Annotated in this window: 24 protein-coding genes; 12 read left to right on the plus strand and 12 right to left on the minus strand. The window is 54.2% G+C overall.

Annotated elements, in window-relative coordinates; genetic code table 11:
- Nucleotides 1-37: 37 nt before the first annotated feature.
- The 3 genes from R3C20_17905 to R3C20_17915 are packed head-to-tail and all read right to left on the minus strand — an operon-like array spanning nucleotide 38 to nucleotide 4,215.
- Nucleotides 38-1,150: a serine hydrolase domain-containing protein gene (locus R3C20_17905; GenBank protein MEZ6042382.1), complete on the minus strand. Its 1,113-nt coding sequence runs from the start codon at nucleotides 1,148-1,150 to the stop codon at nucleotides 38-40.
- Between the two features lie 40 nt (nucleotides 1,151-1,190).
- Nucleotides 1,191-2,996: an arylsulfatase gene (locus tag R3C20_17910; GenBank protein ID MEZ6042383.1), complete on the minus strand. Its 1,806-nt coding sequence runs from the start codon at nucleotides 2,994-2,996 to the stop codon at nucleotides 1,191-1,193.
- Entirely contained in the window at nucleotides 2,962-4,215 is a 1,254-nt protein-coding gene (locus R3C20_17915; GenBank protein MEZ6042384.1) for a GTP-binding protein, read from the minus strand. The genes R3C20_17910 and R3C20_17915 overlap by 35 nt, the downstream gene beginning before the upstream one ends.
- Before the next feature lie 182 nt (nucleotides 4,216-4,397).
- Between R3C20_17915 and nadB the strand changes: the two genes are divergently transcribed.
- The 7 genes from nadB to R3C20_17950 all read left to right on the plus strand — a co-directional run bounded on the left by nadB (nucleotide 4,398) and on the right by R3C20_17950 (nucleotide 13,980).
- Nucleotides 4,398-6,038: an L-aspartate oxidase gene (gene nadB, locus R3C20_17920; protein ID MEZ6042385.1), complete on the plus strand. Its 1,641-nt coding sequence runs from the start codon at nucleotides 4,398-4,400 to the stop codon at nucleotides 6,036-6,038.
- Nucleotides 6,039-6,407: 369 nt separating this feature from the next.
- Nucleotides 6,408-7,430: a DUF1559 domain-containing protein gene (locus R3C20_17925; protein ID MEZ6042386.1), complete on the plus strand. Its 1,023-nt coding sequence runs from the start codon at nucleotides 6,408-6,410 to the stop codon at nucleotides 7,428-7,430.
- Between the two features lie 106 nt (nucleotides 7,431-7,536).
- On the plus strand, nucleotides 7,537-7,842 hold the full coding sequence (locus R3C20_17930; protein ID MEZ6042387.1) for a hypothetical protein: 306 nt from the start codon (nucleotides 7,537-7,539) through the stop codon (nucleotides 7,840-7,842).
- 169 nt (nucleotides 7,843-8,011) lie between these two features.
- Entirely contained in the window at nucleotides 8,012-9,379 is a 1,368-nt protein-coding gene (locus R3C20_17935) for a hypothetical protein (protein MEZ6042388.1), read from the plus strand.
- Complete coding sequence (locus R3C20_17940) at nucleotides 9,376-11,142, plus strand: CRTAC1 family protein (GenBank protein MEZ6042389.1); 1,767 nt, start codon at nucleotides 9,376-9,378, stop codon at nucleotides 11,140-11,142. The genes R3C20_17935 and R3C20_17940 overlap by 4 nt, the downstream gene beginning before the upstream one ends.
- Before the next feature lie 275 nt (nucleotides 11,143-11,417).
- The gene (locus tag R3C20_17945; GenBank protein ID MEZ6042390.1) at nucleotides 11,418-12,533 is read left to right on the plus strand and encodes a hypothetical protein; all 1,116 of its coding nucleotides are present in this window, start codon (nucleotides 11,418-11,420) and stop codon (nucleotides 12,531-12,533) included.
- The gene (locus tag R3C20_17950; GenBank protein MEZ6042391.1) at nucleotides 12,487-13,980 is read left to right on the plus strand and encodes a TlpA disulfide reductase family protein; all 1,494 of its coding nucleotides are present in this window, start codon (nucleotides 12,487-12,489) and stop codon (nucleotides 13,978-13,980) included. The genes R3C20_17945 and R3C20_17950 overlap by 47 nt, the downstream gene beginning before the upstream one ends.
- 9 nt (nucleotides 13,981-13,989) lie before the next feature.
- Here R3C20_17950 and R3C20_17955 read toward each other — a convergent pair whose 3' ends face one another.
- The gene (locus R3C20_17955) at nucleotides 13,990-14,160 is read right to left on the minus strand and encodes a hypothetical protein (GenBank protein MEZ6042392.1); all 171 of its coding nucleotides are present in this window, start codon (nucleotides 14,158-14,160) and stop codon (nucleotides 13,990-13,992) included.
- Between the two features lie 91 nt (nucleotides 14,161-14,251).
- Here R3C20_17955 and R3C20_17960 point away from each other — a divergent pair, with 91 nt between their 5' ends.
- The 5 genes from R3C20_17960 (at nucleotide 14,252) to R3C20_17980 (ending at nucleotide 20,255) form a co-directional block, all read left to right on the plus strand.
- Complete coding sequence (locus tag R3C20_17960) at nucleotides 14,252-15,061, plus strand: hypothetical protein (protein ID MEZ6042393.1); 810 nt, start codon at nucleotides 14,252-14,254, stop codon at nucleotides 15,059-15,061.
- A gap of 444 nt (nucleotides 15,062-15,505) precedes the next feature.
- Nucleotides 15,506-16,834: an adenosylhomocysteinase gene (ahcY, locus tag R3C20_17965; protein MEZ6042394.1), complete on the plus strand. Its 1,329-nt coding sequence runs from the start codon at nucleotides 15,506-15,508 to the stop codon at nucleotides 16,832-16,834.
- 268 nt (nucleotides 16,835-17,102) lie between these two features.
- Nucleotides 17,103-18,341, plus strand: a complete 1,239-nt coding sequence (locus tag R3C20_17970; GenBank protein MEZ6042395.1) for a lactate racemase domain-containing protein — start codon at nucleotides 17,103-17,105, stop codon at nucleotides 18,339-18,341.
- Nucleotides 18,342-18,685: 344 nt separating this feature from the next.
- Complete coding sequence (locus R3C20_17975; protein MEZ6042396.1) at nucleotides 18,686-19,225, plus strand: RNA polymerase sigma factor; 540 nt, start codon at nucleotides 18,686-18,688, stop codon at nucleotides 19,223-19,225.
- On the plus strand, nucleotides 19,215-20,255 hold the full coding sequence (locus R3C20_17980) for a hypothetical protein (GenBank protein MEZ6042397.1): 1,041 nt from the start codon (nucleotides 19,215-19,217) through the stop codon (nucleotides 20,253-20,255). Before R3C20_17975 ends, R3C20_17980 begins: the two co-directional genes overlap by 11 nt.
- Nucleotides 20,256-20,617: 362 nt before the next feature.
- Here R3C20_17980 and R3C20_17985 read toward each other — a convergent pair whose 3' ends face one another.
- From R3C20_17985 to rpsE, 8 genes are all read right to left on the minus strand, one after another.
- Entirely contained in the window at nucleotides 20,618-21,211 is a 594-nt protein-coding gene (locus R3C20_17985) for a L17 family ribosomal protein (GenBank protein MEZ6042398.1), read from the minus strand.
- A 54-nt stretch (nucleotides 21,212-21,265) separates the two neighbouring features.
- Nucleotides 21,266-22,273: a DNA-directed RNA polymerase subunit alpha gene (locus R3C20_17990; protein MEZ6042399.1), complete on the minus strand. Its 1,008-nt coding sequence runs from the start codon at nucleotides 22,271-22,273 to the stop codon at nucleotides 21,266-21,268.
- Nucleotides 22,274-22,307: 34 nt separating this feature from the next.
- Complete coding sequence (rpsK, locus tag R3C20_17995) at nucleotides 22,308-22,688, minus strand: 30S ribosomal protein S11 (protein ID MEZ6042400.1); 381 nt, start codon at nucleotides 22,686-22,688, stop codon at nucleotides 22,308-22,310.
- Nucleotides 22,689-22,738: 50 nt separating this feature from the next.
- Nucleotides 22,739-23,125: a 30S ribosomal protein S13 gene (gene rpsM, locus R3C20_18000; GenBank protein ID MEZ6042401.1), complete on the minus strand. Its 387-nt coding sequence runs from the start codon at nucleotides 23,123-23,125 to the stop codon at nucleotides 22,739-22,741.
- A gap of 37 nt (nucleotides 23,126-23,162) precedes the next feature.
- Complete coding sequence (rpmJ, locus tag R3C20_18005) at nucleotides 23,163-23,279, minus strand: 50S ribosomal protein L36 (GenBank protein MEZ6042402.1); 117 nt, start codon at nucleotides 23,277-23,279, stop codon at nucleotides 23,163-23,165.
- 67 nt (nucleotides 23,280-23,346) lie between these two features.
- On the minus strand, nucleotides 23,347-24,690 hold the full coding sequence (gene secY / locus R3C20_18010) for a preprotein translocase subunit SecY (GenBank protein MEZ6042403.1): 1,344 nt from the start codon (nucleotides 24,688-24,690) through the stop codon (nucleotides 23,347-23,349).
- Between the two features lie 45 nt (nucleotides 24,691-24,735).
- Nucleotides 24,736-25,185, minus strand: coding sequence for a 50S ribosomal protein L15 (gene rplO, locus R3C20_18015; protein MEZ6042404.1), 450 nt, complete (start codon nucleotides 25,183-25,185; stop codon nucleotides 24,736-24,738).
- Nucleotides 25,182-25,664, minus strand: a complete 483-nt coding sequence (gene rpsE / locus R3C20_18020; GenBank protein MEZ6042405.1) for a 30S ribosomal protein S5 — start codon at nucleotides 25,662-25,664, stop codon at nucleotides 25,182-25,184. Before rpsE ends, rplO begins: the two co-directional genes overlap by 4 nt.
- Nucleotides 25,665-25,675: the final 11 nt, after the last annotated feature.

The following is a 25,675-nucleotide window of genomic DNA, read 5'->3' on the forward strand; positions in this document are numbered from 1 at the left end:
CGGTTGTAAACACTGTGCTATGGTTGTAAACACAGTGCTATGGTTGTGAAAGGGCCTGATAGATGGCTGTCGTAATCCGTCCGGGATCAGCATTCTCGCTGTTGGACATCACGACAACTCCGTCGCGACGGTTCGGGTAAATCACGAGGCGTGTTTTCGCTTTCTCCTGAGATCCATTGTGTGCGACACGCAGCTGTGTTCCTTTGCCATCAACGAAGAAGCCAAGACCTGCGCTGGTCAATTTGCCATCAGAAGTCTCCTGTGGTTTCCACATCACAGACTTCGACCGATTCGAAAGAACGCTCTCGTCTATGAGCCCTGCCGCGAATCCGGCCAGGTCATTGATATTGGAAATGTACCCACCACCGCCAAGCTTCCAGCTGACATCCGTATCGCTCGATCGTTCAATCCGACCACCATTCAGTCGATATCCGACAGCGCGATGCGGAATGTTCTCCCACTGATAGTCAGGACGCAGCGATGTCAACTTTAAAGGCCTGCAGATCCGCTGGCGGACAAGATCGGCAAATGGCTTTGATTCAGCCCGCTGAGCGACAGCGCTCAGCAGGATGTAGGCATGGGTTGAATACGAGTATTTCTCTCGCGGCCGATTGACCAGCGGGGAATCCTTGAAAGTATCCAGAGCAAGTACAACATCCATAAAAGGATGAGCAGTGTCATATTGACGCGGTGTGCGGACAACAGGCCCGTTTGAATAATGAACAATGCCCCCCTGATGGCACAACAGATCGCGAGCCGTGATGACGGCGCCGTGATCAGGGAACTCTGGCACCAGTCTGCGAACATCTTCGTTCAGGTTCAGTTTCCCTTCGGCTGCCAGTTGTCCGACAACGACCGCCGTCAGAGTCTTTGAAATGGACGCCCAGCGGATCATGCTGTCTGTCGTCATGGGAATGCTGGTTTCGCGATCTTCAAAACCATAGCCCCGAGTCAGCACAACGCGACCATTGCGAATAACACCAACGCAAACACCAACCAGCTTTTGCTGTTCCATCTGCGCGTGGACAGACCGATCGATTCGATTTGCGACGGAATCAGAGACCGAGATGATTTCTTCTGCGATTGCCGGAATGACGAGGCTGACGCAGGAGGCAAACACCATCAGCAGTGTCGAAGTGAATCGGCTCATCGGTGGATCCGGAAAACAAAGTTCATGCGAATATTTCAGACTAACGCCGGACCTGACTGTTGCTCTGCAGCGTCTTCAGCATCTGTTGCAGTTCAGTCACTTTCTCCGGGTGGCGTGCGGATAAGTCATGCTTTTGGGACAGGTCAGCCGACAGATCATACAATGCTGCCGGGCCTGCTTCCCTGGTGTAGCCGTTGGCCATATCGAACCAGGCGGGAACAGCAGAAATGCCGCCGCTCCTGGCCTGAATCAGCACCCAGTTCTCATGCCTGAGCGCGTAGCCGTTGGCATTGGTGTTGTGCACAATTGTTTGTCGCTGGCTGGGCCCGCCTTTCAGAAGCTCCAGTTGGTTGTAGCTGTCCTCAGCAGTTCCCGGTGGAAGCGTCGCCCCCACGATCGCAGCAATGGTCGCGTGAAGATCAATCTGACTAATCAATCCATCGCTCACGGTCCCCGGCTTCACCATGCCGGGCCAGCGAACGATGAAGGGAACGCGATGGCCGCCTTCCCACAGATCCCGTTTCAAACCTCGCAGCGGTCCCATGCTGCGGTGCTGATAATTTCTGACGCGATCATAGGCATAGCGTTCCGGTCCGTTGTCTGCGGTGAAGATCACCAAAGTGTTCTGATCGAAGCCTTTGTCTTTCAAAGCCGCCAGAACCTGCCCCACCGTGTCGTCCGTCTGAACCATGAAGTCGCCATATCCATTCGCCCGGGACTTACCTTCGAAGTCCTTTGTCGGAACGATGGGTGCATGCGGAGAAGTGAAAGGAAAATACAGAAAGAACGGCTGATCGGCAGACTGCTGATGAATCCAGTCGACCGCTTTGGTTGTCAGAGCAGGCATCACGGCCCAGAAGTCCCAGTCCTTCACGGACGGCCCGGGTCGCGCTTCCCAGCTGCCTTCTGCGGTTGCGGCCGTCGTTTCCAGCTGCACTGTCGGCGGCGTGATAATTCGATCATTTTCAATCCAGGCGTACGGAGGAAAATTGGGAACGTCATCGCCAAAGTAATAATCGAACCCGTGATCCAGCGGCCCGTCAGGAATTGGACGGGTCCAGTCGAAGGCGTCGGCCATCCACGCCGTTTTCCGTTTGTCGACAGTGATCGGCCTGGCCTGAGGGTCTCGCAAGGCTTCCCAGTTCCAGCCCGGATGCCACTTACCAATGCAGGCGGTTTGGTAGCCTTTGCCCTTCAGGACCTCTGCCATTGTCAGACGATCGGCATCCATCACCGACTGGTCGAAAGAGTTCACAATTCCGTGAAACTTCCTCCAGTGGTAGCGTCCATGCAGCAATGCATACCGGCTGGGTGTGCAGATGCCGGATGAGCTGTGAGCATCGGTCCAGCGGGTGCCTTCGCGAGCCAGCTGGTCCAGATGCGGCGTGGGTATCTTTGAGTCCGGATTCTGAATTCCCAGGTCGCCCCAACCCATGTCGTCTGCGTACAGAATGACAATATTTGGTCGTCTCAATTCTTCCGCAGTCGCCGCCAGCGAAACCATGAATGCAGCGGCCGCGACGGCCGCAAATCGACACACGGACATCCCCACATCAATTCTCCCGACAAATACAAACAACGACGTCCATTGATTCAACCGGAACCACTCCCGGACGTGCATCCGGAATAGATCCTGCTGGCATTCCGGCAGGCACCCATCTGCCGATCGTCTTCGACACGATGTCCCGGACATGGCGTTCGCTGTCCGTTGAAAAACCGGGACAGGCACGCGAGACGACTGAAAACCGTGGTGTTTTAAGGTCTCCTGCTCGAGCCGGTCCGGGATTTCAACAGGCTGTGAGCGAATGCCGTTAGTGATCGTGGTCGTGATCACAATCATGATCATGATCGTGCTCGTGGTCTTCAAAATCCTGATCCCACGATTCAAAAGGATCTTCGTAATCGGCCCAGCCATCCGGTCCCTGACCGTACTCTTCATCCGTGAGCAGACATGCCTCCAGGGCAGCTCGGACGGAATTGATCTCCATCTCCTGGCCGATGAAGACCAGTTCCTGCCGGCGATCGCCATAGGGCTCCTGCCAGACGGATTCGATCTGCGAGATCATTTCCGGTTCGTCGGTGGGCCATTCTTCTTTCGGCGCTTCGGCCCACCATTCTCCACCGGGCTCAGCACTCAACACCTGTCCGGCCTGCGACCAGTAACCGGCGAGAGAATTGCGAGTTGCGAGCCAGAAATAACCGCGAGATCTGAGGATGGCGTTCACGCATTCGTCGTTCATCCAGAAATCGAAGAAGCGTTGAGGGTGAAAGGGGCGACGCGCTTCAAACACGAAACCACTGATCCCATTCTCCGGTGTCGCCGCCGCTTCACCTTCCAGAGCAGAGCCGGAACCTTCAACAGCCTGCCCTGCCCATTCGAGACTGTATCGATTGGTATTCATGACCAGAGAAGGGTCCACATGCCCAAAGCGGGACTCAATGACAAGTGCTTCGGGGTTCATTCGCTGCACAAGCGACTTCAGGGCAGCAAGCTGATCGGCTGCGACCAGATCGCATTTATTGATGACAACAACGTTGGCAAACTCCACCTGATCCGCCAGCAGAAGAGAGATATCGCGATCATCAGAATCTTCTCCGGCGCCAAGGTTTCGATCGGCCAGTTCTTCTGTCGACATGTAGTCTTCCATGAACTTCTGCGCATCGACAACAGTGACCAGGGTATCGAGTCGAACAATCTCGCTGAGGGCGTCGCCAGCGTCATCGACAAACGCAAAGGTTTCCGCAATCGGAATGGGTTCAGAAACGCCACTCGACTCAATCAGCAGATAGTCCCACGAGCCATCCTGAGCAATCGTCACAATCTCCTGCAGAAGATCTTCACGCAGCGTACAGCAGATGCAGCCGCTGGAAAGCTCGACCAGATGTTCCTGAGCTTCCGAGACATTGATATGAGATTCAGTGGCTGCGGACTGTTCTTCCCCCACCGCGCTGTTAACGATGATGGCAATCTTCAGGTCAGGCTGACTCGCCAGCAGATGATTCAGAACTGTTGTTCGTCCAGCTCCAACGAAGCCGGACAGGATGGTAACGGGTAGTGGAGTCATAAGTTTTTCGCCAACGGGGAAATCTACAGCGTGGTTAAGTTTCTTGAATGGCCAGTCTATCCTCGAATCTCATGTTCTCCAGCAGCCCGTGGGCGGTGGCGTTTGTTTTGCGACGATTTGTCGCCACAATCTCGCGTTTTCCGGTTCTGTATGGACCTCCGAAGACACCAAGGGCCTTTTCGATGAAATCATCGCGGATCCACGTCCCTACCATTCGACGCTATCTTGTGCCATTCGACCTCAAGCGAGTGCCGCACCTGTTCACGGACGTGCTTGTCATTGGTGGTGGCATCGCGGGCATTCGTGCCGCGCTGGCTGTGGATCCTTCGTTGAGAACCGTCGTCGTCACCAAAGATACTTTGCAGCATTCCAACAGCACTTATGCTCAGGGAGGAATTGCAGGGGTTCTGGATCCACTGGACGATTTTGCCGCACACGTCAACGACACCATGAATGCCGGCAAAGGACTGTGCCATCAGGATGTTGTCGAACTTGTCATTCGGGAAGCACCACAACGCATTCGAGAACTGATTTCCTACGGAGCCGCATTCGACAAGGTGGACGGGCAGCTGGCTCTGACGCTCGAAGGTGGCCATAGTCATCCTCGTGTCGCACATGCATTAGGCGATGCAACTGGCATGGAGGTGATGCGGGCGATGCTGAGAACGGCCGGCGAAGCGGATCACATCGACCTCTGGCCACAAACATTCACAATTGACCTACTTACCTCTGAAGGAATCTGCCGCGGCGCGCTGGTATGGAATGCCAACCATGGCCGTACATTCGTCTGGGCCAAACAGACTATTCTGTGTACCGGTGGAGCTGGCGCGATCTACCGTGAAACAACCAATCCACAGATCGCCACCGCCGACGGACATGCACTGGCATACCGCGCGGGATGCGAACTGCGCGATATGGAATTCATGCAATTCCACCCAACCGTGCTTTATATCGCTGGAAGCTCACGACACCTGATTACGGAGGCCGTTCGAGGCGAAGGAGCGCACCTTGTCGATTGTAACGGCCACCGCTTTATGCCGGATTACGACGAAGCAGCTGAACTCGCGCCACGCGACGTCGTCAGCCAGTCGATTACAAGACAAATGGCAAAGACATCTCATCCATGCGTCTATCTGGATCTGTCTCACATTGATGCCGATCACGTGCGAAAGCGATTCCCCCATATTCGAAAGGTATGCGCAGATTTCGGTCTGGACCTCACAACCGACCGCGTCCCTGTTCGCCCGGGGGCACATTACATGGTTGGCGGCGTAACCACCGACGAAGATGGTCAAACCACACTCCCGGGACTTTGGGCCGCGGGCGAAGTCACGTCAACAGGTCTGCATGGCGCCAATCGCCTGGCAAGTAACAGCCTGCTGGAAGGTGTCGTTTTCGGACTTCGATGTGGTCAGAACGCCGGAATCGCCGCTCTCCAGCAACCCGACCAGTTCACAGCCCCCCGCATTGAACGCGAGGAACATCCGCCACGCCCGGTTGATGATGAACAACTTGACCTGACCGACCTGCGAAACGCATTGCGAAGTCTGATGTGGAGAAGCGTAGGAATCAGCCGCAACGAACAGGATCTGATCTCTGCCCGACAGCAACTGGATTTCTGGGCAAACTACGTTTGCCGCCGGGACCTGAATGAACCCGCCGGCTGGGAACTTCAAAACATGATGCTTGTCGGCCGTATTATGGCGGCTGCCGCACTGGAACGAAGAGAAAGCCGCGGCGTCCATGCCCGCAGTGATTACCCCTCGGCGGACGAAAAGCAACGCGGCCACATTTGCCTGGATTACAAAGAAATAAGTGTTTAAAAATACACCACCAGGGACGCCCATTCGCTTGGGCGAATCTCCGGTCGACCGCTGATCCGGCGATCTGATGGTTGGATTTCAAGTGCGCTGACGTCTGTAGTCGAAATGCCTCGAAGCAATTGCACACATTAACCCGCATTGTTCAGGACTCCGGCGGAAGTGCACGGGGTCGCACACTAAACAGTCGATCACACGCAATGCGGGTAGGACCGGGGATTATTTGGTTTCCTGTGAATACGGACCCCGATGTGACACGCGACAATTGACTTGAATGTGAAGAAATGTAAATACTGTGTATGGGAAGTCCGATGAACCGTTTCCGGGACTTCCCTTTGTCGTTCTTGTTCTCGTTTTTCTCAAGGAGTTCAAATGAAGAAAACACGTTTGTCGAAGGCTGGGTTCACGCTCATCGAGCTGCTGGTCGTCATTGCTATCATCGCGATTCTGATCGCACTTCTTCTTCCTGCTGTTCAGCAGGCACGCGAAGCAGCACGAAGAACTCAGTGCAAAAACAATCTCAAACAAATGGGATTGGCCATTCACAACTATCATGACACGCACAACAAGTTCCCACAGCTGACCTTTGGTACCGAATCTACCGGTGCCGCAGGAAACTGGGGTTCTGAATGGCGTGGGAACAGCGTTCACACGATGTTGCTGCCATTCATTGAGCAGGCAAACATCTACAACCAGTACGATCTGAATCGTTTCTGGGACGCGAATCAGGGCGGAAATATCAATCGCGACCTTGGCAAGACCAAGATCCCCGCCTTCCTTTGCCCTTCTGACCCAGGCATTATTACCAACGGCGACGGTGGCAATAACTACGGCGTCAGCACAGGTCCGAATCTGGGTTGGGAAGCAAATCTGGCCCGAGCTGTGGGATTTGTTCATCGCCGCTATTCAATGGCGATGCGAGACATCAAAGACGGTACATCAAACACCATCGCATTCGCAGAAATCGTGAAGGGTGATGGCGACAACGGTGTATTCACCCTGAAGAAGGGTGATTACGTCCGAAATCAATCTGTGGCCGCGTTGAATCCTGTCAAGCCAACGGTTGCCCAAATGGAAACCTACGGAAACACCTGCCTTGGTGGAACCGGTGACCATCGAAGCACTTCGGGCTGGTCATGGTCTTCACCCATGATGGATGACACCGGTGTCAACACCATCGTCCCACCAAACTGGAAGTATCCAAACTGCCATGAGTGCAGCGGATGCGGCGAAGGTGATGCACGGGGCGTTTGGGCGTCTCGAAGCTACCACACCGGCGGAACTCAGGTGTGCCTGGCAGATGGATCCGTTCGATTCATCTCCGAAAACATCGACTTCAACCTGTTCCAGGGTCTGGGTAGCTCAAACGGTGGAGAAACTTTGGGCGAATTCTGATTCTTTCCATTGATTGCACCACAGGGTCCGTCAGGCTGTTTGGCCTGACGGACTTTTTCATAGGATCCCGGGAATCGATCCCAACAAAATCACTCAGGAATCAAACATGTTCTTTTCTCGATTTGCGATGATTGCTGCTCTGCTCCTTCCCGTAGCTGTCGGCTGCGGACCATCAGTGGAGTCCGTTCCGGTGCAGACCAAGTCTGCCGCCGATGACATTAAAGCTGGCCTTCAGGAAATTGCGTCATCCGGTCAGGTTTCCAGCAGTGTCGAAGACCTTCGTACAGCATCCGGGAAACTGGAAGACGCAGCGAAGAAAGAGGCACTGCAAAAAGGGCTGGATGAACTGGCTGGCATGAGTGATCCTGCCAAGATCAAGGCAAAGGCTCAGGAACTGATCAACGGGCTTTGATTCTGAATGAAACCATCTGGTCATCTCTCATCATGACCAGTCATTGCATTGCGATCACAGACAGGAGCAGCTTGCCCATAGGCAGTTGCTCCTGATCGCGTTCATTCATGAAGCGAAACTGATCGATGGTGCAATCCAGCTCACCCGGAGTCGTATTTGGAGGTGCACAGTGCCGCGTTGGTTCTGGCAACGCCGTCGACGCATTGCCTGTGGGGTTTTGCTGGCAGCGATTGCAACAGCCTGGTACCAGGACGCGTTATCTGCATACCCCAATCGAAAAGCCGATCGATGCCTGAAAATCGATCATCTTGACGATGCAGAATGGTGGCTGGATCTGTCCGAAATGTGTCTGGACCAGAATCCACGTACAAGTCTGCTGCGGGCCAGAATCGCCAGGAAAAAAGGCGATGCCGAATTGTTCACGGATTACCTGCGATCGTTTATCGATCAGGGTGGATCGCCTGACCGAGCGGAAAAAGAGAACATTCTGGCCGCCGCGGCTGCGGGACAATCTCCGGCACTCATGGGGCAACTTGCCGATTTACTGATTGCACAGGATATTGACACCGACGAAGTTTGCTGTGCGTTCGCGAACGGCTTCCTGGTGGCGAACGATCTCCAGCAGGCCTTTGTTCTGATTCACGAGTGGAAACAAAGCTTTCCGGAAGATCCCCGTCCCCACTATGCCAATGGCCGGGTTCAGGACCACTTGAGTAATCAGGCTGTTGCCGAACAGGAGTACCGGCTGGCCCTGGATCGCGTGCCTGATCATTACCCCTCTGCATTTGCCCTGGGTCGCCTGCTGCTGGAGAACAACCATCCTGCAGAAGCGCTCGATTGTTTCCGCATCTGTCTTCCCATGAAACACCGTGCCGCAGCTCGGATCGGTGAAGCGAAGTGCCTGCGCCAACTGGGCGAGATCGATCAGGCAAAGCAGATCCTCGACAACGTGGTCTCATTACCACTCGAAGAGCTGCGAACAGCCTACGAACGGGTGTCGGAAACGATCGAAGGACGCCCCGATTGTGCAGAGCTGGGCAGCCTTCTGGTCAGTACCGGTGAGGCGGAGGAAGCCATCAACTACTTGACCATGGCTCTGGATGCGAATCCCCGCGATCTGGACGTTCGCTATTCACGTGGAATTGCTCTTCGTGAAACAGGTCGGGTAGAAGAAGGCCTCGCAGAAATTGCCAGCGTGAGTGCGGCACGGGAAGAGCTCACCCGAGCCGATCGCATTGTGGATTCCATTGATCCGACCAGGCCGCAGGTACCCGAACGAATCCAGATCGGAGAGATCTATCTCAACCACGGTTCATTCAAGACCTCCGAATTCTGGCTCCTGAGCGCGCTGTCGCATGATCATGAAAACCCACGAGCGCTGGAACTCCTGATCAGGCTGTACACCGACTGGGAAGAACTCAACCCGGAGTTTCGGGAGCAACAGGCGTCCAACTATCGCAGGCAATTACAATCCCTGGCACCCGACTCCAGTGACACGATCGAGTCCGGAAAAAAAACCGACGAGGCTCAGCAATGAAGCCGCTCTCTGAAGATACGGCCGGCAGTGACATTCTCGGCGCGACCCGGACATCACTTTGGCAAATCACCCTCTTGTTACTGCTCGCTTCGGTTCTGGCAGGTTGCAAAGAAGAATCGAACACTGCACCAACACTCGGCGACAAGGTTTCTGCCAGCCCGATTGCGTTCGAAAATGCGACCGAAGCGATGGCAGTCGATTCGGTCTACCAAAATGGCCGTGAGGCGGGGCTGTATGCAATTGTAGAATCACTGGGTGGTGGCGTGGGCATCGTGGACATCGATGCAGATGACTGGCCGGACATCGTTTTCCCCGGCGGCGGGATTCTGACAGCCACTCCCAACGCTTCCATCCACGGGCTGCCGCTGAATTGCTGGCGAAATGAGCGTGGTGGAAAAATGCGTGACGTCACAGGGCCAGCCGCGATGGATCTGTCCAGACGATATTCGCATGGCATTTCGGCCGCGGACTTCAACAATGATGGATTCCAGGACTTCCTGGTTACCGGATTTGGAGGAGTTGACTTGTGGATGAACACCGGCGACGGAACATTTCTGCTCCAGACTTCGAACAACGGCCTTCGCGACACCGCATGGAGTTCCAGTGCTGGCTGGGGAGATCTGGATCGTGACGGATCTCTCGACCTGTACATTGCACATTACACCGACTGGTCACTGGAAAATAATCCGGACTGCCCCAGTGCTTCTGTTGAGCATGAAAAAGACGTCTGTCCCCCGAGACGATTTGATGGACTCAATGACGTCGTCTATCAAAGCCAGGCAAACGACTTGTTTGCCGATACCACAGAAGCGTGGGGGCTAAAGCCCGAGGGAAAAGGACTGGGAGTGCTGCTCGCCGACTTCGATAGCGACCGGGATCTGGATGTTTATGTTGCCAACGACACCACCAATAATTTCCTGTATCTGAACGATGGTGACGGACACCTGCAGGAAAGCGGACTGCTGAGCGGTGGAGCGGTCGATTCCGAGGGCAGACCCAACGGGAGCATGGGCCTTGATTTCTTTGATTTCGACCATGATCAAAAGGGAGACCTTTGGGTAACAAACTTCGAACAGGAATCCTTCGGCCTGTACCACAATGTTGGCCATGGTAATTTTCTGCACGTCAGCCGAAACACGGGGATCACATCATTGGGTGGTCTGTTCGTCGGCTTCGGCACAGTAGCTCGGGATTTCGACAGTGATGGCGATCATGATATCGCCGTCGCGAATGGACATGTCATCTACTACCCAAACAAGGCCCCCTTCGCGCAGCAGTCTGTATTGCTCGAAAACATCAACCACACCAGCTTCCAGCGCGTCACAACCAGTGACAATTCATTCTTTTCAAAAGCCTATGTGTCACGTGGGCTGGCCGCCGCGGACCTCGATCGCGACGGTCGAATGGACCTTGTCTTCAGTCAGTTAAACCAGCCCGCACAGATCCTTCTGAACAAGACACCTGTTGCGAGGAAGCCCATCCGAATTCGCCTGCGTGGCAGGCGATGTAACCGTGATGCCATTGGCGCACATGTGACCCTAAAGACTTCTCGGGAAACACAAAGTACTTACATCATTGGCGGCGGTTCTTACCTGTCGACTTCTGAAATGGAGTGTGAGTTTTCGGTTCCTGCCGACGACACAGATCTTGTCGCCGAAATTCAATGGCCCGATGGAACAAAACAACAAACCCAGCCTTCAACAGCGGACACCTCGATCATTGTGGTGCAGGGTCAACCGATCCAGTACCTGATACCGCATTAAAAAATGCGTTTACCATCGATTGCAGGCCGTCGGGCAGACGTGAATTTCATTGATTGCATTCCTGCGGCGGCCCTGCGCTGATGATTGTGGTGTCGACCCACTCAGACGACCTTCGTGAAATCCCGGAATTGTCTATTCGCTGTGTCATGACCTCCAATGGATTGCGTTGCACAGCCAGAACGCGTTACCGTCACAGGATGCGCCTATGTACAAACGACGCTGCGAAGGGCGATAAGCCTGGCTCAACGAATACGTCTGGCTGTGAGAGAATCTGTATGCAACCCAATCCATTGTCTCCTGCATCCACGAATCACCACTTCGTCCGGAGTTCATGCAAGCCCAAAGGATTCAGCAGCGTTCTGTTGGGGTTCCTGCTGCTCGTTGCGATACTGACACCCCTGACTTCCGCCGACGAAGAAAAGTCAGCGACGGAAGCAGTTAGTCAGGATGTGATCGTCGTCATCGGGGCTGACGGAGCCGCGGAATATGGAGAACAGTTTCGACGCTGGGCCGATCGCTGGAAGCAGGCTGCCACTGCCGGTGATGCCAGTCTCATTGCCATCGGTGAAGTGGACACCGACAGAGTGGCCACTGAAGAAGAACCGTCGGATGCCGACAAACTCAAGAACACCATCATTTCACTGGGACAGAAGCAGACACCTGAGCCACTTTGGATTGTGCTGATTGGGCACGGAACATTCGATTCCCGCACGGCAATGTTCAACCTGCGTGGCGCTGATGTGAGTGACCGCCAGATGTCTGAGTGGCTACAAACGACTCAACGGCCCGTTGCTGTCATCAACTGTTTTTCGTCCAGTTCACCGTTCTTGAACACGTTGAGTGGAAATGACCGTGTCGTCATTTCTGCAACAAAAGATGCCAGTCAGATTCAGTTCAGCCACTTCGGTGATGCCATGTCGCAGGCAATCGTCGGGCTCGAAGCAGACATCGATCGCGATGGGCAAACGTCTCTCCTGGAAGCATGGTTGTTTGCGTCGCGGCAAACGGCATCGTTCTATGAATCCGAAGGCCGTTTGGCCACGGAACATTCGCTTCTGGACGACAACGGCGATGCCCGCGGAGTCCGTTCAGAATTGTTCGAAGGCCTTCGCCCGAATGGCGACGTCGAGCAGCCCGACCTGACTGATGGAAGACTGGCCGCTCGCTGGCACCTGGTGCGAAGCGAAGAAGAAAAGCGGCTGACGGCTGACGAACGTGAAAAACGAGACTCACTTGAATCGCAGCTCGAGATCCTTCGCGGGAAAAAGAAGGAGCTTTCGGAAGAAAGCTACTTCGAGCAACTGGAACAACTGATGATCCCGCTTGCAGAACTCTACGAATCCGTTGAAGAACGGCATTCTGCCGGTGAAGACTTTGGGAATGGGCAATAAGGCCCGACTGGTGATCGAGGAAGTTGGAATCGAACACCAGACGAACCAGTATGCTATTCTGAAAACTTCGATTGCCAACTATGCTCCGCGTTGCGGGTGGTCTTGCCAGTTACAGACCCATCAAATCCCGCACTGGATCGATATCACCTGCGGAGCATTTCTCATGGCTTTCACGCCTCGATCAAAGCCACGATCTGTACGTGAGGCTGCTGCACATTGTCTGTTCGTCCTGTTAGCAGCAGTTGCAGCAACGTCTGGACCTGTGACAGACTCTTTGAGCGCTGCAGCTTCCAACTCTCCCCCAACGATTGCCCTGAAGTCGGTGTCTGCTGTGTTGACCAGTTCCGGGATCACCACAACCGTTGTCACCATGCCGGTGCCAGATGAGAAACCGGCACCATCGCAGAAAGTCGAGCCCGACCCGTATGCGGTCCCGGATGGCGATACCCCTGCATTGAAGAAACATATTGCCCGAATGGCTCAAATGAGAGTTACCGGCAAGTCCGTCGATGAGCGACTGAGCAACAACATTCGGCGTTTGAGATCAGTCGTCGAAGCGGCTGAACGAATTCTGGGACAGTCGCCTTCTGAATCGGACGAAGTCTTCGCCCTGGAGAATGCCTATGGCGCGCTCCAGGCGATGGGCGAACGTGCTTCAGAAGAAATGCAAAAGAAGAAATCACAACTGGAAGCTCGCATGGATGCCGACCCCAGGACGGCGGTCGCTCGCATTCCGGCATTCGCACGCCTTGAAAACGCGACTGGCAACATGCTGCGTCTGGGTGTGGATTCTCGAGCGGCGGCCATTGACCAGGTGGCCGCGTACGTCGAACGATTCGGACCTGATCAGGCTGTGATGGCCCTGGCACACAAACTCGGCCGATCTCTTTCCGCTTCAGGCGATTCTCAATCGGCAGTCAAACTCCTGGAGTTCATGGGAAGAAAATTGCAGGACAGCGACAATCCGGCCGTCGCAATGTTCTCCGATCGTTTCTTTGCAGCGGCCCGGATGGCCGGGCTTCCCGGCAACTTCATGGAGGTTCGAGGCGTTCTTGCTGATGGCAGCGACTTCGACTGGGAGAAGTATCGGGGGAAGACCGTGCTGATTGATTTTTGGGCCAGTTGGTGCGGCCCATGCCTCGCAGAACTGCCGAACATGAAAGCATGCCTGGAGGAATACGGCCAGGACGGGTTCACGATCGTCGGCGTCAACCTCGATCGTTCTCGTGATGCTTTTGACAAGTGCGTCAAAGAAAAAGGCATTTCCTGGGAGAACATTATGGATGAGGGCGACGACTCCCTTGCAGAGTTCTACGGCATCAGCGCCATTCCCACAGCTGTTCTGGTGGACGAAAACGGTAAGGTGCTGTCACTTAATGCTCGAGGTACCACCCTGCCCCGGCTGCTGGAACAACACTTTGCCAGTCGTCGTGAAAAGTCCGAATAATGAAGCCCTTCAGGAGCCCCAGTCGCTGTTTTTGAGCCGAATACCCGCGTAATTCGACTTTCCCGGCGAATTGATGTCCCCGGTTTGCCGGGTATACACCGTTTCCACTTGCTTCAAACCGGTTTTCTCTGACAAACTGTGGCACATTGGGTGCCCCTCCTGTCGATCAGGGTATCTCATGACACAAATTCTCCGTTGCCATTGTCCAAAGATAATGGTGGCGGGGATTGATGATTCTCGTAGGCACAGCCCAGTTGAGGGTGTTCTAGTTATGCAGCTATTGAATCGATGGGTTTCCAGCCTGTTTCTGGCATCGTTAGCCCTTGTCCCGTCTTCTGCACATGCGCAGGGATTGCTATTCAATCTGCCAGACGACGGGACGGCCGTCGAATACGAAGGGAACATCACCCTGTCCGCAGGCCCCGAAGATAACAATCCACTGGTCTGGACCAGTGAATTGAGTATCAAGTCTGTCGGACGCGAAGAGGCCGAGTACAAGGGAACCGTACAGCCGTGTCGCTGGATTGAAATCAAAGTCATTACCGGAAAATCCGAAGCTGCCGGGATCGATCCCGGTCCGGTAGGAGCTCGAATCTATAAGGTTCTCGTTCCCGAAAGCCGGATCATGCCCGACCGTCAGGATTCAGACGGCATTCCCAACGATGTACTGCCAATCGTCAAGGGGTTTCGGCGGCTGGGTGAGAATGAAATCAAAGAGATTCGATCTCCCGGTCTGGTGATCTATCCGACGATCTCTCTGTTAACGAACTACGATTCGCCAGAGGTTGTTGCAAATGCTGACGTCCCTGAAGTTCTGGCACAGGGTCTTTCTGTGACCGCAAAACACATGAAAGGCGTTCAAGTCATGGAACGACCTGAAAGTCGCTCAACCAACACCGGCGAGTACTGGGTCAGCTCCGAGATTCCGTTCGGTCTGGCCCGCTGGGTCGTTTCCATTACCACTGAAACCAAGGAAACCACCTCGCCACGCTCTGAATTCCGACTGCTTCAGACCCGCCAGACCGATATGAAGCTGAAACGCATCCGTCAAAACGCCGAAAGCGAGCTGATTACGCCCTAACAGCCTGTTGAAAGACGGGGCTGGCTCGAACAGCAGACCTGAAACCACGACGGTTTACCGCCGTCCAGCGTGCCTGTCCCGATTTTTCAACGGACTGGCAGTCACGCCTGCAGCAGTTATTCAATGGTCGAGAACAAACGCCTTGTTGTGGCGAATTTGCCGGTGTTCGGCTCGATGCATATTGCTTCCGGGGCAGGATTCTCTTAGTTTTCCTGAGATTCTGGGTTATCCAGCCAAACGTCCCACGGGGTACGGCCTGTCCAACTGCTCGGACCAGCGCTGGAATGATTTCAGACTTGGTCCCCTTAGACTGCCCGGCGTTCGGTGAGTGGCTTTCTGCCTGCTCGGAAAGCTCGTGCCTGACGCCGTAAGCGCAGCACATCACAGCCTGGGATGCCCTTTACTAGTTCCCTTGTGCCTTCGTTTTGAGAAGTGAGAAGTTTCATGGTCGCTGTATCCTCTTTGCCATACAAGGTCGCTGACATCAACCTTGCCGAACTTGGTCGCAAGGAAATTGAGATCGCTGAAGTCGAGATGCCCGGACTGATGGCGCTGCGAGAAAAATACGGCCCGTCTCAACCGCTGAAAGGGGCGAGAATTGCGGGCTGCCTGCACATGACCATCCAGACCGCTGTACTGATCGAAACACTGAAAGCGCTGGGAGCTGAAGTGACATGGTCAAGCTGCAACATTTTCTCCACGCAGGACCATGCAGCAGCTGCGATTGCAGCGGCAGGTATCCCCGTCTACGCGTGGAAGGGCATGTCCGAAGAAGAATTTGACTGGTGCATTGAGCAGACGCTCGTATTCCCGGATGGCCAGCCTCTGAACATGATTCTGGATGACGGCGGCGATCTGACGGTCATGGTCCACAACAAATACCCGGAATTGTTGAAGGACATTCGAGGACTGTCGGAAGAAACCACGACCGGCGTCCACCGCCTCCATCAAATGCTGAAAGAAGGTAAACTCGGCGTTCCGGCGATCAACGTCAACGACTCAGTTACCAAGAGCAAATTCGACAATCTCTACGGCTGCCGCGAATCACTCGCCGACGGGATCAAGCGGGCCACCGACGTGATGGTTGCCGGCAAGGTCGTTGTCATCTGCGGATACGGCGATGTTGGCAAGGGCTGTGCTGACGCGATGCGAGGACTGGGTGCCCGCGTCGTCGTCACCGAAATCGATCCAATCTGTGCCCTGCAGGCTCTGATGGAAGGTTTTCAGGTCACCACCATGGACGAAGCAGCGGCCATGGGGGATATCTTTGTGACGACGACCGGCAACAAAGACGTGATCTGTGGTCATCACATGGACAAGATGAAGCACCAGGCAATCGTGTGCAACATCGGACACTTTGACTCAGAGATTCAGGTCGCCTACCTGAAAAATCGCAAAGATATCAACCGAATTAACATCAAGAAACACAGTGACGAAGGTGGCCCGGTTGACAAATACGTCTATCCGGACGGCCGCGCGATCATCGTTCTGGCCGAAGGACGCCTCGTCAACCTCGGTTGTGCAACAGGCCATCCATCTTTCGTTATGAGCAATAGCTTCACCAATCAGGTGATGGCCCAAATTGCACTCTGGACCGAGACCGAGAAGTTCGATATCGGTGTTCACATGCTTCCGAAGGAACTTGACGAAGAAGTAGCCCGACTGCATCTTGCGAAACTGGGTGCCAAACTGGAGGTGCTTTCGCAGGACCAGGCGGAATACATTGGAGTTCCGGTTGGTGGGCCGTACAAACCAGAGCACTACCGATACTAATACTTTGCCAGAATGAAGTTCAGGGTTCCACAATCCATCCGGAGTTTGGGCCCGAATAGAGTTTGGTCAGCGATTCCCGAATCGCCCAAGTTGACCCAACTCTGAATTTGATCGACCAAGTACTCAGGTTACGACCGGTCGCTGAACTTTCGAAACCCGCTGCGGCGAATCCTCAACTCATGGGGATTCGCCGTTTGCATTGGAACCCGATCGTTCGCCACAATCCGCTCGCGGCGAGTTCGGTCAACAGCGAATAAAGCAGGATAGTATGTCAGACAAACAACAGCTCACACTTCGAAGCGGTGACATCGTTGCCTCTGTCTCGGTCTCTGCCCGCGCATTTGTCCACCGTCCTTCTCCAGTGCGCAATGCGTCTGCAGATTCCACAAACCCAATCGCCGAAGCCCTTTCAAATCCTGTCGGCTTGCCAAAGCTCCACGACTGCCTTGTGCCGGGAGATCGAGTGGTGATTGTCGTGGATCCAGCGACACCACAACTGATCGATATCGTCACCACCGTCCTGGACGAGTTGCAGAGCCACTGCAGCGAAGACCTGAACATCACGCTGCTGCTGCCTGACAATCCCAAGGCCGAAGACTGGCAGGACCTTGTGAAAAACTGCCCTGTCCACATGCAGGGTCGAATCAACCTCGTCGTTCACGATCCCCGTGACGAATCGAAATGTGGCTACCTTGCCAGCTCGTCCAATGGAGTGCGAGTCTATCTGAATAAACACCTTCTGGACGCAGATCTGATTATTTCTGTCGGCGTAATTGGGTTCGACAGCAGGTTGGGCTACAGCGGAACCAGTGGCGTGCTGTTTCCCCATTTTTCCGACATCAGCACCATTCGAGACGCCGCAGCCCCCGGTCATCCCGAACTCGCACCAGGCGACGTAAGACCACTCCGCGAAGTGGTCGACGAAGTCGGCTGGCTGCTCGGAACTCAATTCACCATCCAGGTCATCCCGAATCCACAGGGATATATTGGAAGTATCCTCTGTGGCATGCCTGGGGACGTACAGAAACTTGGCGTCTCTATCCTGGAACAGGCCTGGCGGATAAGTCTTGATCGCATCTTTGATGTGGTCGTGGTCACCGTGTCCGTCCCAAGTGGCAAAGTCACGCTGCGAGAAGTCGGCGCAGCTCTGGAGTCGGCCTGCCGAATTGTCGAGCACGGCGGCAGAATCATCATCGTTGCTGATCTGCAACTGCCCGAAGGACCGGGTGCTACAATGCTCCGTCGTTGTTCCGACCCGGAGGAACTCCTGAAACCTCTACGTCGCGAACCGACAGAAGACGCCTGTGAAGTGCTCCAACTGATCATGGCTGGGCAAAAGGCCACACTGGCGCTGTTCAGTCAATTGACTGATGATGAAACAGAAGAACTGGGCTTCCTTGCAATCAACTCCGCAGCCGAACTGCAGCGAGCCCTGAATGGGCATGATGACCTGGCAATTATCTCAGGGATGAACCACGCGTGGTGCGACATCACGGTCGCAACGTAAGTCGCGCATCTGCAGCCCGAATCAGGTCCCGTTGACCGAAGGATCGCAGCAGAATTGCGGGGTAAAGGGCAATCACAGTTCGTTGCGAGAACCCAAAGAAAACGTGTTCAGCGTTCAGTCTCTGCAAGCTTCCCGTCGGCCGGACTCTCACCCGGAAGCGAATCGTTTCAAGCCAGAGAATGATTCTCCCGCCGAAAGACATGCGCTCCGGATTCGAATGTCCCGGAACGCTAAAGTGGACTCCCGGCCTGCAATTTCGGCGACGCAATATTTGTAAGAAGTCGCCTGCTAACGGTACCAATACTGTGTAGAGCAAGAGTTGCGACACGTTGTAAGGGCCGTGAGTGTCTGACAAAGACCACAAAGCGATGTTCACAAAATGGCTGGAGGAGCATAGCTCATCAGTCGTCAAGGTTGCTCGCGCGTATACGTTGACTCGAGATGAGTGCCAGGATCTTGCTCAGGAGATTCTGCTTCAGACGTGGAAATCGCTGTCCAGGTTTGAGGGCAAGGCGAGCCCGGCGACATGGTTCTATCGCGTGGCATTGCAGACCGCGATGAACTGGAGTCGAAACGACAAGCCGCGCCGAATGCGTCAGAAACCCCTGTTGGAGACGCGTTCGATGGCGGCGGAATTATCCGATTCGGCCGAGCTGATGGAACAGCGGGAACTGGTCGAGCAACTATACGCGGCGATTCATCAACTGCCCGAAAGTGACGTGGCTCTGGTGCTGCTGTATCTGGACGACATGAGTTACTGCGAAATGGCAAGTGTACTGGGAATTTCTGAAAGCAACGTCGGCGTGAAGCTCAACCGCGCGAAGAAGGCCCTCGCCAGAATTCTGGACTCTGCACCTGCGGAGGCACAAAACAATGAGTCTTGATAAATATCAGCAGGCATGGAACGCCGAAGTGTCGCAGGACAAGGTGGTGTTCGATGCTGAAGAGCTGACTCGGGAAGTTCAGCAATCCCGCGACGCATTTCGAGCGATGGTCGTTCGCCAGCATCTCGTTCAGACTGGACTGGTGCTTGCGATGATTCCATTCTGGTTCGTGACGGGCTTCGTCATGTCATCACCGTGGACCTTCTATTTAGTTGTTCCTGTCCTGGCCTGGATCGCTGTCGTCTACTTGCTGAATCTGAAGTACTACACTCAACCTCCCGGTGAACCGGGTGAACCATTGTTGGTCTGTGCCAGGGTCTCTCTCGCTCACGTCGAGCGTCAGATTTGGTTGATGCGTAACTTGCTGTGGTGGAACTTACTGCCAGCGGCAGTTGTGCAGATGGCGTTTTTTGGTCATGTCTCATGGGAAACCACTCACACGTGGTGGGGATGTGGGCTGGTCACTGTTATCTGGGCGGTCCTGCTGTGCGGTGTGTACGGGACGGGGCATCGGACAAATAAGCTGTCGGTGCGCAGAGAACTTGAACCACGACGAATCGAACTGCAGAGACTTATCAGCGCCCTGGAAAAGCAAGACGCGGAAAACGAACACACAGAGAGCGAATTGCGCGCGATTGTAACCACTTTGTCAGAAACTGACGGGAACTGTGGCGGCTGCATCAATGGCGGAAGTGCGGCTGAAAACTGGAATCGGTTCATTCCAACCTGGCGCGAAGTCACCATCATCATTGCACCGACTCTGACCGGTGCGTACCTCGGATATCAGTTCCCATTCGCTGACATTGAGCCTGACTTTCCTCGCTCCGTGATTGCAGCGGTGCCTCCATTCCTGATCGCCCTCGTTGCTGTAAGCTATCGCTTCCTACGACTCTATCAGGGCAGCCCGCTGCCCGCCGCTGGAACCGTCCGGCTGAAGGCGCCCGCAATTGTTGTCATTGTCGTGCTTACGGTGTTGTCTGTTCTGACGTTGGTTGCCATCTTCCTGCTTCAGAGGCAAACCATGCCATGACTCGTTGCCGGCGCGGAGGCCAACAGAACATTTGCAGGGGCGATTGCCGAGAAGATTGCTGAAGGCATTTCAACTGATCACATCATGCCGTATGCAAAGAAAGACCCGGATCAATCGACCGAGAACGATCCAAATGCGAATGACCACAAACAGGCTCGGGAACAGAACACGCATCGCCCCCGGTCACTAACCTAACTGTCCGTCGAAAAACCGGACTGGCTGGAGCCGGAGACCTGAAAACACGACGGTATACAACAGGCTCCTAACGGCATCTCAATATCCAACTGCCAAACGAAAAAGCCCCCTGTCAAGAAACAGAGGGCTTTCGTGAGCAACCAGTTTCTGGCTGTAACCGAGTTGCATTAAGCAGAGGCAGACTCAACCGCAGCAGATTCCACTGCCGGAGCACTGCGACGACGTGACTTCTTCACCCGGTCCCGTACGCCGACGAATTCAAAAATGGCTCTTTGGCCCGAGTCACCCAATCGTACAGCTGCCAGTCGTACAACCCGCGTATAACCGCCGTCACGATCAGCGAAGCGTTGAGCCAGCTCGTTGAAGAGAATGTCAACGGCGACCTCATCCCTCAGTTCGGAAAAAGCACGGCGACGCAAGGCAAGTACCGGAGCGTTAGCGTTGACCCACTGCTTACCCTGCTCTGACTCACGCCATTTACTCCACGCTTCGCTGTTACGCTCAGCATCGGTCCGAAACGGGTCAGCGGCGGCAGAAAGCTTCGCAGCCTTCTTCGCCATCGTGATAAGTTTCTCAACGATTGGCCGGAGCTCTTTGGCCTTGGGCACCGTAGTCACAATTCGACCAGGTACTTTAGGCTTACCAACATCCCCCTCGTCAGAACGAAGGGACTTGATCAGGCTACAAGCCATATTCCGGAACATCGCTTTCCGGTGTGAACCATTTCGGCCAAGCTTACGGCCGCTGACTCGGTGTCGCATGACAACCACTTACCTCATAAGAGCCGTTCAAAACACGGCTGAAACTCAAAACATTCACACGGTCTGGTTTGGAAGACGCATACCAAGACGAAGGTCTATCTGGCCAAGCCGCTCTCGGACCTCATCAAGTGTCGTCTCACCAAAATTACGAACCTGCAACAGTTCGTCTTCGCTTTTTACCACCAGATCCCGGACCGTGTTAATACCCACAGACTCCAGGCAATTTGTCGCTCGCACAGACAGATTCAATTCTGCCAGGCTCTTACCCAGTTTCTCTTCCAGCTCCATATCAACTGGCGAGTAGCCAGTCGCTTCCGCCATACCGCGAAGACCACCCTCAGGAAGGGCTTCCGGACCCGGTTCACGGAATGTAATGAAGCAATTCAGATGCTTTCGCAGAATCTTCGCCGCTTCAACCAAAGCAAGTTCCGGAGTAATGGTGCCGTTGGTCCAGATCTCCAGTGTCAGCTTATCGTAGTTCGTGCGCTGCCCAACTCGAGTATCCTCAATCAGATGACGAACTCGCACGACAGGCGAAAACGCAGCATCAAGCGGAATTACGCCAACCTCCGGCTCATGCTGATACTGCTCGGCGGCAGGCACATAGCCCCGCCCATTCTCAACAGTCATCTCAACATGAAAAGGCACATCATCTGTCATGGTCGCAATGACGAGATCCCGGTTGATAACCTCCACCTGATCATCGCAAATCACATCGGCGCCGGTCACAACGCCGCGTGTATTCTTCTCAATCCTCAAAGTCTTACTCGAAGCACTATGGTTCTTTACAACCAGCGACTTCAGATTCAGACAGATATCGGTCACATCTTCCACAACACCCGGAATCGTCGTGAATTCATGCTGCACACCCTGAACTCGGGCTCGCGTAATTGCAGCACCTTCCAGACTTGAAAGCAGGATACGGCGCAAACTGTTTCCAATAGTGCTACCGAACCCACGTTCAAACGGCTCGGCAACAAACTTACCGTAGCTGGGTGTACGAGATTCGCGATCTACATGAACTCGACTAGGAAGCTCTAAACCGCGCCAACGAATACGCATTGCATAACCTCAACAAAATCAAACCGACGAAACTCTAGACGCGACGCTTTTTAGGTGGCCGACATCCGTTATGCGGCAGTGGTGTGATGTCCTCAATCGAGCGAATGGCAATTCCGGACGACTGCAAACCGGTGATTGCGCTTTCCCGACCTGAACCGGGCCCCTTCACCCGAACTTCGATCTCACGAACACCGACTTTGGCCGCTCGCTCAGCAACGGTCTCCGCAGCTCGCTGCGCCGCAAATGGCGTGCTTTTCCTGGAACCCTTGAACCCGACCGTGCCCGCCGTGGCCCAGCAAATCACATCACCGGTCGCGTCAGTCATCGTGACAATTGTGTTGTTAAAGGTAGCCTTGATGTAGGCAACACCCTTATTCACATTACGACGGATCTTCTTCTTCTTAACCTTTGCCACGCGATTTCATCCAAAAGTACTATTCGATAAGCCTCAAACCAGACAGAAGACTAGTGCTTCATGTCCTTCACACCCTTCTTGCCCGCAACAGTCTTTTTACGGCCTTTGCGTGTCCGGGCGTTTGTCTTTGTCCGCTGACCACGAACCGGCAGCCCTCGTCGGTGACGAATTCCGCGATAACACTGAATCTCGCGAAGGCGACCAATATCCTGCTGGACCTTACGTCGAAGAGGACCTTCAACTGTGTAATTCTTGTCCAGATGGTTTGTGATCCGACTGACGTCGTCCTCACTCAACTCACTGGCCCGAGCGTGCGGATCCACGCCAAGCTCGTAGCAGATCTGGACAGCCAGTACCGGTCCAATGCCGTACAAGTACGTCAAAGAGATATAGGTTGGCTTGTTATTAGGTATGTCTACACCGAGAACACGAGGCATTTTCACTCAACTCCGCTTGAAAGCGTTCCGTTCGCAACTAACCCTGTCGCTGCTTGTGACGAGGATTGGACGAGCAGATCACGAAGATCTTTCCGCGTCGTCGCACGAGCTTACAATGCTCACAGATTCTCTTAACGCTTGAACGAACCTTCATCTCTTCACCCAGCCAAAACAAAATGGTGACCAGAATCTGGCCACGAAAACCAACCAATGTCCCAAAACTATGACTCGCTGTCCAGCAGCCCGGGATAGTTTCGCATTACTAAGTGAGAATCGATCTTCTGCACCAGATCCAATGCGACCGAGACCATAATCAACAGTCCCGTACCACCGAAGAAACTCGCGGTCTGATAATCGCCAGTCAATGTCGTAGAAATAACAGTAGGAATTACTGCGATGACTGCCAAAAAAGCGGCTCCAACGTAAGTAATTCTGATCATTACCGATTCCAGATGGGCAGCCGTGCGACCACCGGGCCGATAGCCAGGAATAAAGCTTCCCGTATCCTTAAGATTCTCAGCCATTTCCTTCGGATTGAAGGTGATTGCTGTCCAGAAGTAGCAGAAAAAGTAAATCAGACAGATCGACATCAGGCTGTAAACAAAACCCTGTCCCGGAGAAAAAGCACCTGCAACGGTGGCAAGGAACGAGTTGTCCGGCATCGCCTTGCTGAGCTGATTAAAAATAAAGTAAGGAATCAGCAGCAAGCTCGAAGCGAAAATGATTGGCATCACGCCAGCCTGATTAACCCTTAGGGGCAACCATTGGCGATTCCCACCCATCACTCTGCGACCACGTACATGTTTTGCACTCTGAATTGGAATCTTTCGCTGGCCCTGAGTGATGGCAACAACGACTACAATCACGGCCACGAAGAGCACCGCCAATAATAGAAGTCGCTCGACACCGAAACGGGTGCCAATCCCAACACCATTCTGCACGATACCGTTGACGTATGTGACGACAATATCCGGCAGACGGGCCAAAATCCCGGCCATGATCAGCAGACTGATGCCATTGCCAACACCATAGGCGTCAATCTGTTCACCAATCCACATCAAAAACACTGTGCCGGCAATCATCACCAACGTGCCAACAATGTGCCACCAGAAGGTGTTGTAGTAGTCCAGAATCATTCCGCTTCCCCCCAGGTTTCTGATGAGGAAGAAGCTCTGTAACGCGCACACAAACACTGTCGCGTATCTTGTATACTCGTTCAGACGCCGACGACCGGATTCTCCCTCTTTCTGGAGTGCTTCCAGAGGCGGATATACCGTACCGAGCAGCTGAAACACGATCGAAGCCGTAATATACGGCATGATCCCAAGTCCGAAGATCGATCCACTCTGCAGGTCGGTCGCCGAAAACAGCGATACCATCTGCAGCACATTCCCCAGCCCGGCTCCCTGAGTCGCCTTCTCCGCAATCTCACGAAAACCTTCGTGGTTGATAAACGGCAGCGTGATATGGAAGCCAAGACGGTAAACCGCCAGCAGAATGATCGTCAGGAAGATTTTTCGTCGCAGTTCCGGTATACGGAAAACTGTCGCGAGTCTTGAGAGCATTCCGTCTCTCCGGAGAGCCATCAAATAGAGAAGGTCCAGCCTGAATCAGACTCGAACGGAAAATGAACCACCAGAAGCGGCGATCTTCTGCTCAGCTGAAGCAGAAAAGCGATGCGCCTCAACCGTGAATTTCTTTGTCAGCTCGCCATCACCCAGAACCTTCAGCTCATCAAACTTCGACGGTATAACTCCGCGAGATACGAGCAGTTCCGGGGTGATTGCGGTGCCTTCGTCGAACAATGATTCCAACTGCCCCACATTCACGATCACAACTTCAGATGCGAAGGCGGCATTGTTGAAGCCACGTTTCGCCACGCGACGGAACAAAGGCATCTGACCGCCTTCAAATCCCGTACGGCGAGATGAACCGGCCCGACTGTAGAACCCTTTATGACCGCGGCCAGAGGTTTTACCGTGCCCACTCCCTGAGCCTCGACCGATGCGTTTGCGTTTCTTGTACTTCTGAATACCAACATGAACGTCGTTAAGAATCACAGTGACACCCCTCGCAATCGCTCAATTTGTTCACGTGTACGTAGTTGAGAAAGTGCGTCGAACGTAGCTTTCACAAGATTCAACGGATTTGTACTGCCGTAGGCCTTCGTCAGGATGTCACTAATCCCTGCAGACTCAACAACGGAGCGAACACAGTCACCAGCAATGATCCCGGTCCCCGGTTTTGCAGGAAGCAACAAGACACGCGATGCACGGAAGCGACCGATCACCTGATGAGGTATCGTGGTGCCAACAAGCGGTACACTCAGCTGGCTGCGGTTCGCCTGCTTCGTTGCCTTCTCTACAGCCAGAGGCACTTCGACAGCTTTGCCATAGCCGTAGCCAGCCTTGCCGTTTCCGTCGCCTGTCACCACAAGAGCAGCGAAGCTGAAGCGGCGGCCACCCTTCACCACGCACGCGCAGCGACGAATCGCTACCACTTTTTCGCCTGAATCATTCCGAACGTCGTTTGTTGACACGCCTCAACTCC

This window comes from Planctomycetaceae bacterium, assembly GCA_041398825.1.
Taxonomy (GTDB): domain Bacteria; phylum Planctomycetota; class Planctomycetia; order Planctomycetales; family Planctomycetaceae; genus F1-80-MAGs062.

Excerpts from the sequence above, each read along its gene's own strand:
- nadB (MEZ6042385.1), top strand. The coding sequence starts at position 4,398 with ATGAAATCATCGCGGATCCACGTCCCTACCATTCGACGCTATCTTGTG.
- R3C20_17955 (MEZ6042392.1), bottom strand. The coding sequence starts at position 14,160 with ATGAGATACCCTGATCGACAGGAGGGGCACCCAATGTGCCACAGTTTG.
- R3C20_17990 (MEZ6042399.1), bottom strand. The coding sequence starts at position 22,273 with ATGCGTATTCGTTGGCGCGGTTTAGAGCTTCCTAGTCGAGTTCATGTA.
- R3C20_17980 (MEZ6042397.1), top strand. The coding sequence starts at position 19,215 with ATGAGTCTTGATAAATATCAGCAGGCATGGAACGCCGAAGTGTCGCAG.
- R3C20_17970 (MEZ6042395.1), top strand. The coding sequence starts at position 17,103 with ATGTCAGACAAACAACAGCTCACACTTCGAAGCGGTGACATCGTTGCC.
- R3C20_17960 (MEZ6042393.1), top strand. The coding sequence starts at position 14,252 with ATGCAGCTATTGAATCGATGGGTTTCCAGCCTGTTTCTGGCATCGTTA.
- R3C20_17910 (MEZ6042383.1), bottom strand. The coding sequence starts at position 2,996 with ATGATCATGATTGTGATCACGACCACGATCACTAACGGCATTCGCTCA.
- R3C20_17925 (MEZ6042386.1), top strand. The coding sequence starts at position 6,408 with ATGAAGAAAACACGTTTGTCGAAGGCTGGGTTCACGCTCATCGAGCTG.
- secY (MEZ6042403.1), bottom strand. The coding sequence starts at position 24,690 with ATGCTCTCAAGACTCGCGACAGTTTTCCGTATACCGGAACTGCGACGA.
- ahcY (MEZ6042394.1), top strand. The coding sequence starts at position 15,506 with ATGGTCGCTGTATCCTCTTTGCCATACAAGGTCGCTGACATCAACCTT.
- rpmJ (MEZ6042402.1), bottom strand. The coding sequence starts at position 23,279 with ATGAAGGTTCGTTCAAGCGTTAAGAGAATCTGTGAGCATTGTAAGCTC.
- R3C20_17985 (MEZ6042398.1), bottom strand. The coding sequence starts at position 21,211 with ATGCGACACCGAGTCAGCGGCCGTAAGCTTGGCCGAAATGGTTCACAC.
- R3C20_17940 (MEZ6042389.1), top strand. The coding sequence starts at position 9,376 with ATGAAGCCGCTCTCTGAAGATACGGCCGGCAGTGACATTCTCGGCGCG.
- R3C20_17905 (MEZ6042382.1), bottom strand. The coding sequence starts at position 1,150 with ATGAGCCGATTCACTTCGACACTGCTGATGGTGTTTGCCTCCTGCGTC.
- R3C20_17945 (MEZ6042390.1), top strand. The coding sequence starts at position 11,418 with ATGCAACCCAATCCATTGTCTCCTGCATCCACGAATCACCACTTCGTC.
- rpsM (MEZ6042401.1), bottom strand. The coding sequence starts at position 23,125 with ATGCCTCGTGTTCTCGGTGTAGACATACCTAATAACAAGCCAACCTAT.
- R3C20_17930 (MEZ6042387.1), top strand. The coding sequence starts at position 7,537 with ATGTTCTTTTCTCGATTTGCGATGATTGCTGCTCTGCTCCTTCCCGTA.
- R3C20_17915 (MEZ6042384.1), bottom strand. The coding sequence starts at position 4,215 with ATGACTCCACTACCCGTTACCATCCTGTCCGGCTTCGTTGGAGCTGGA.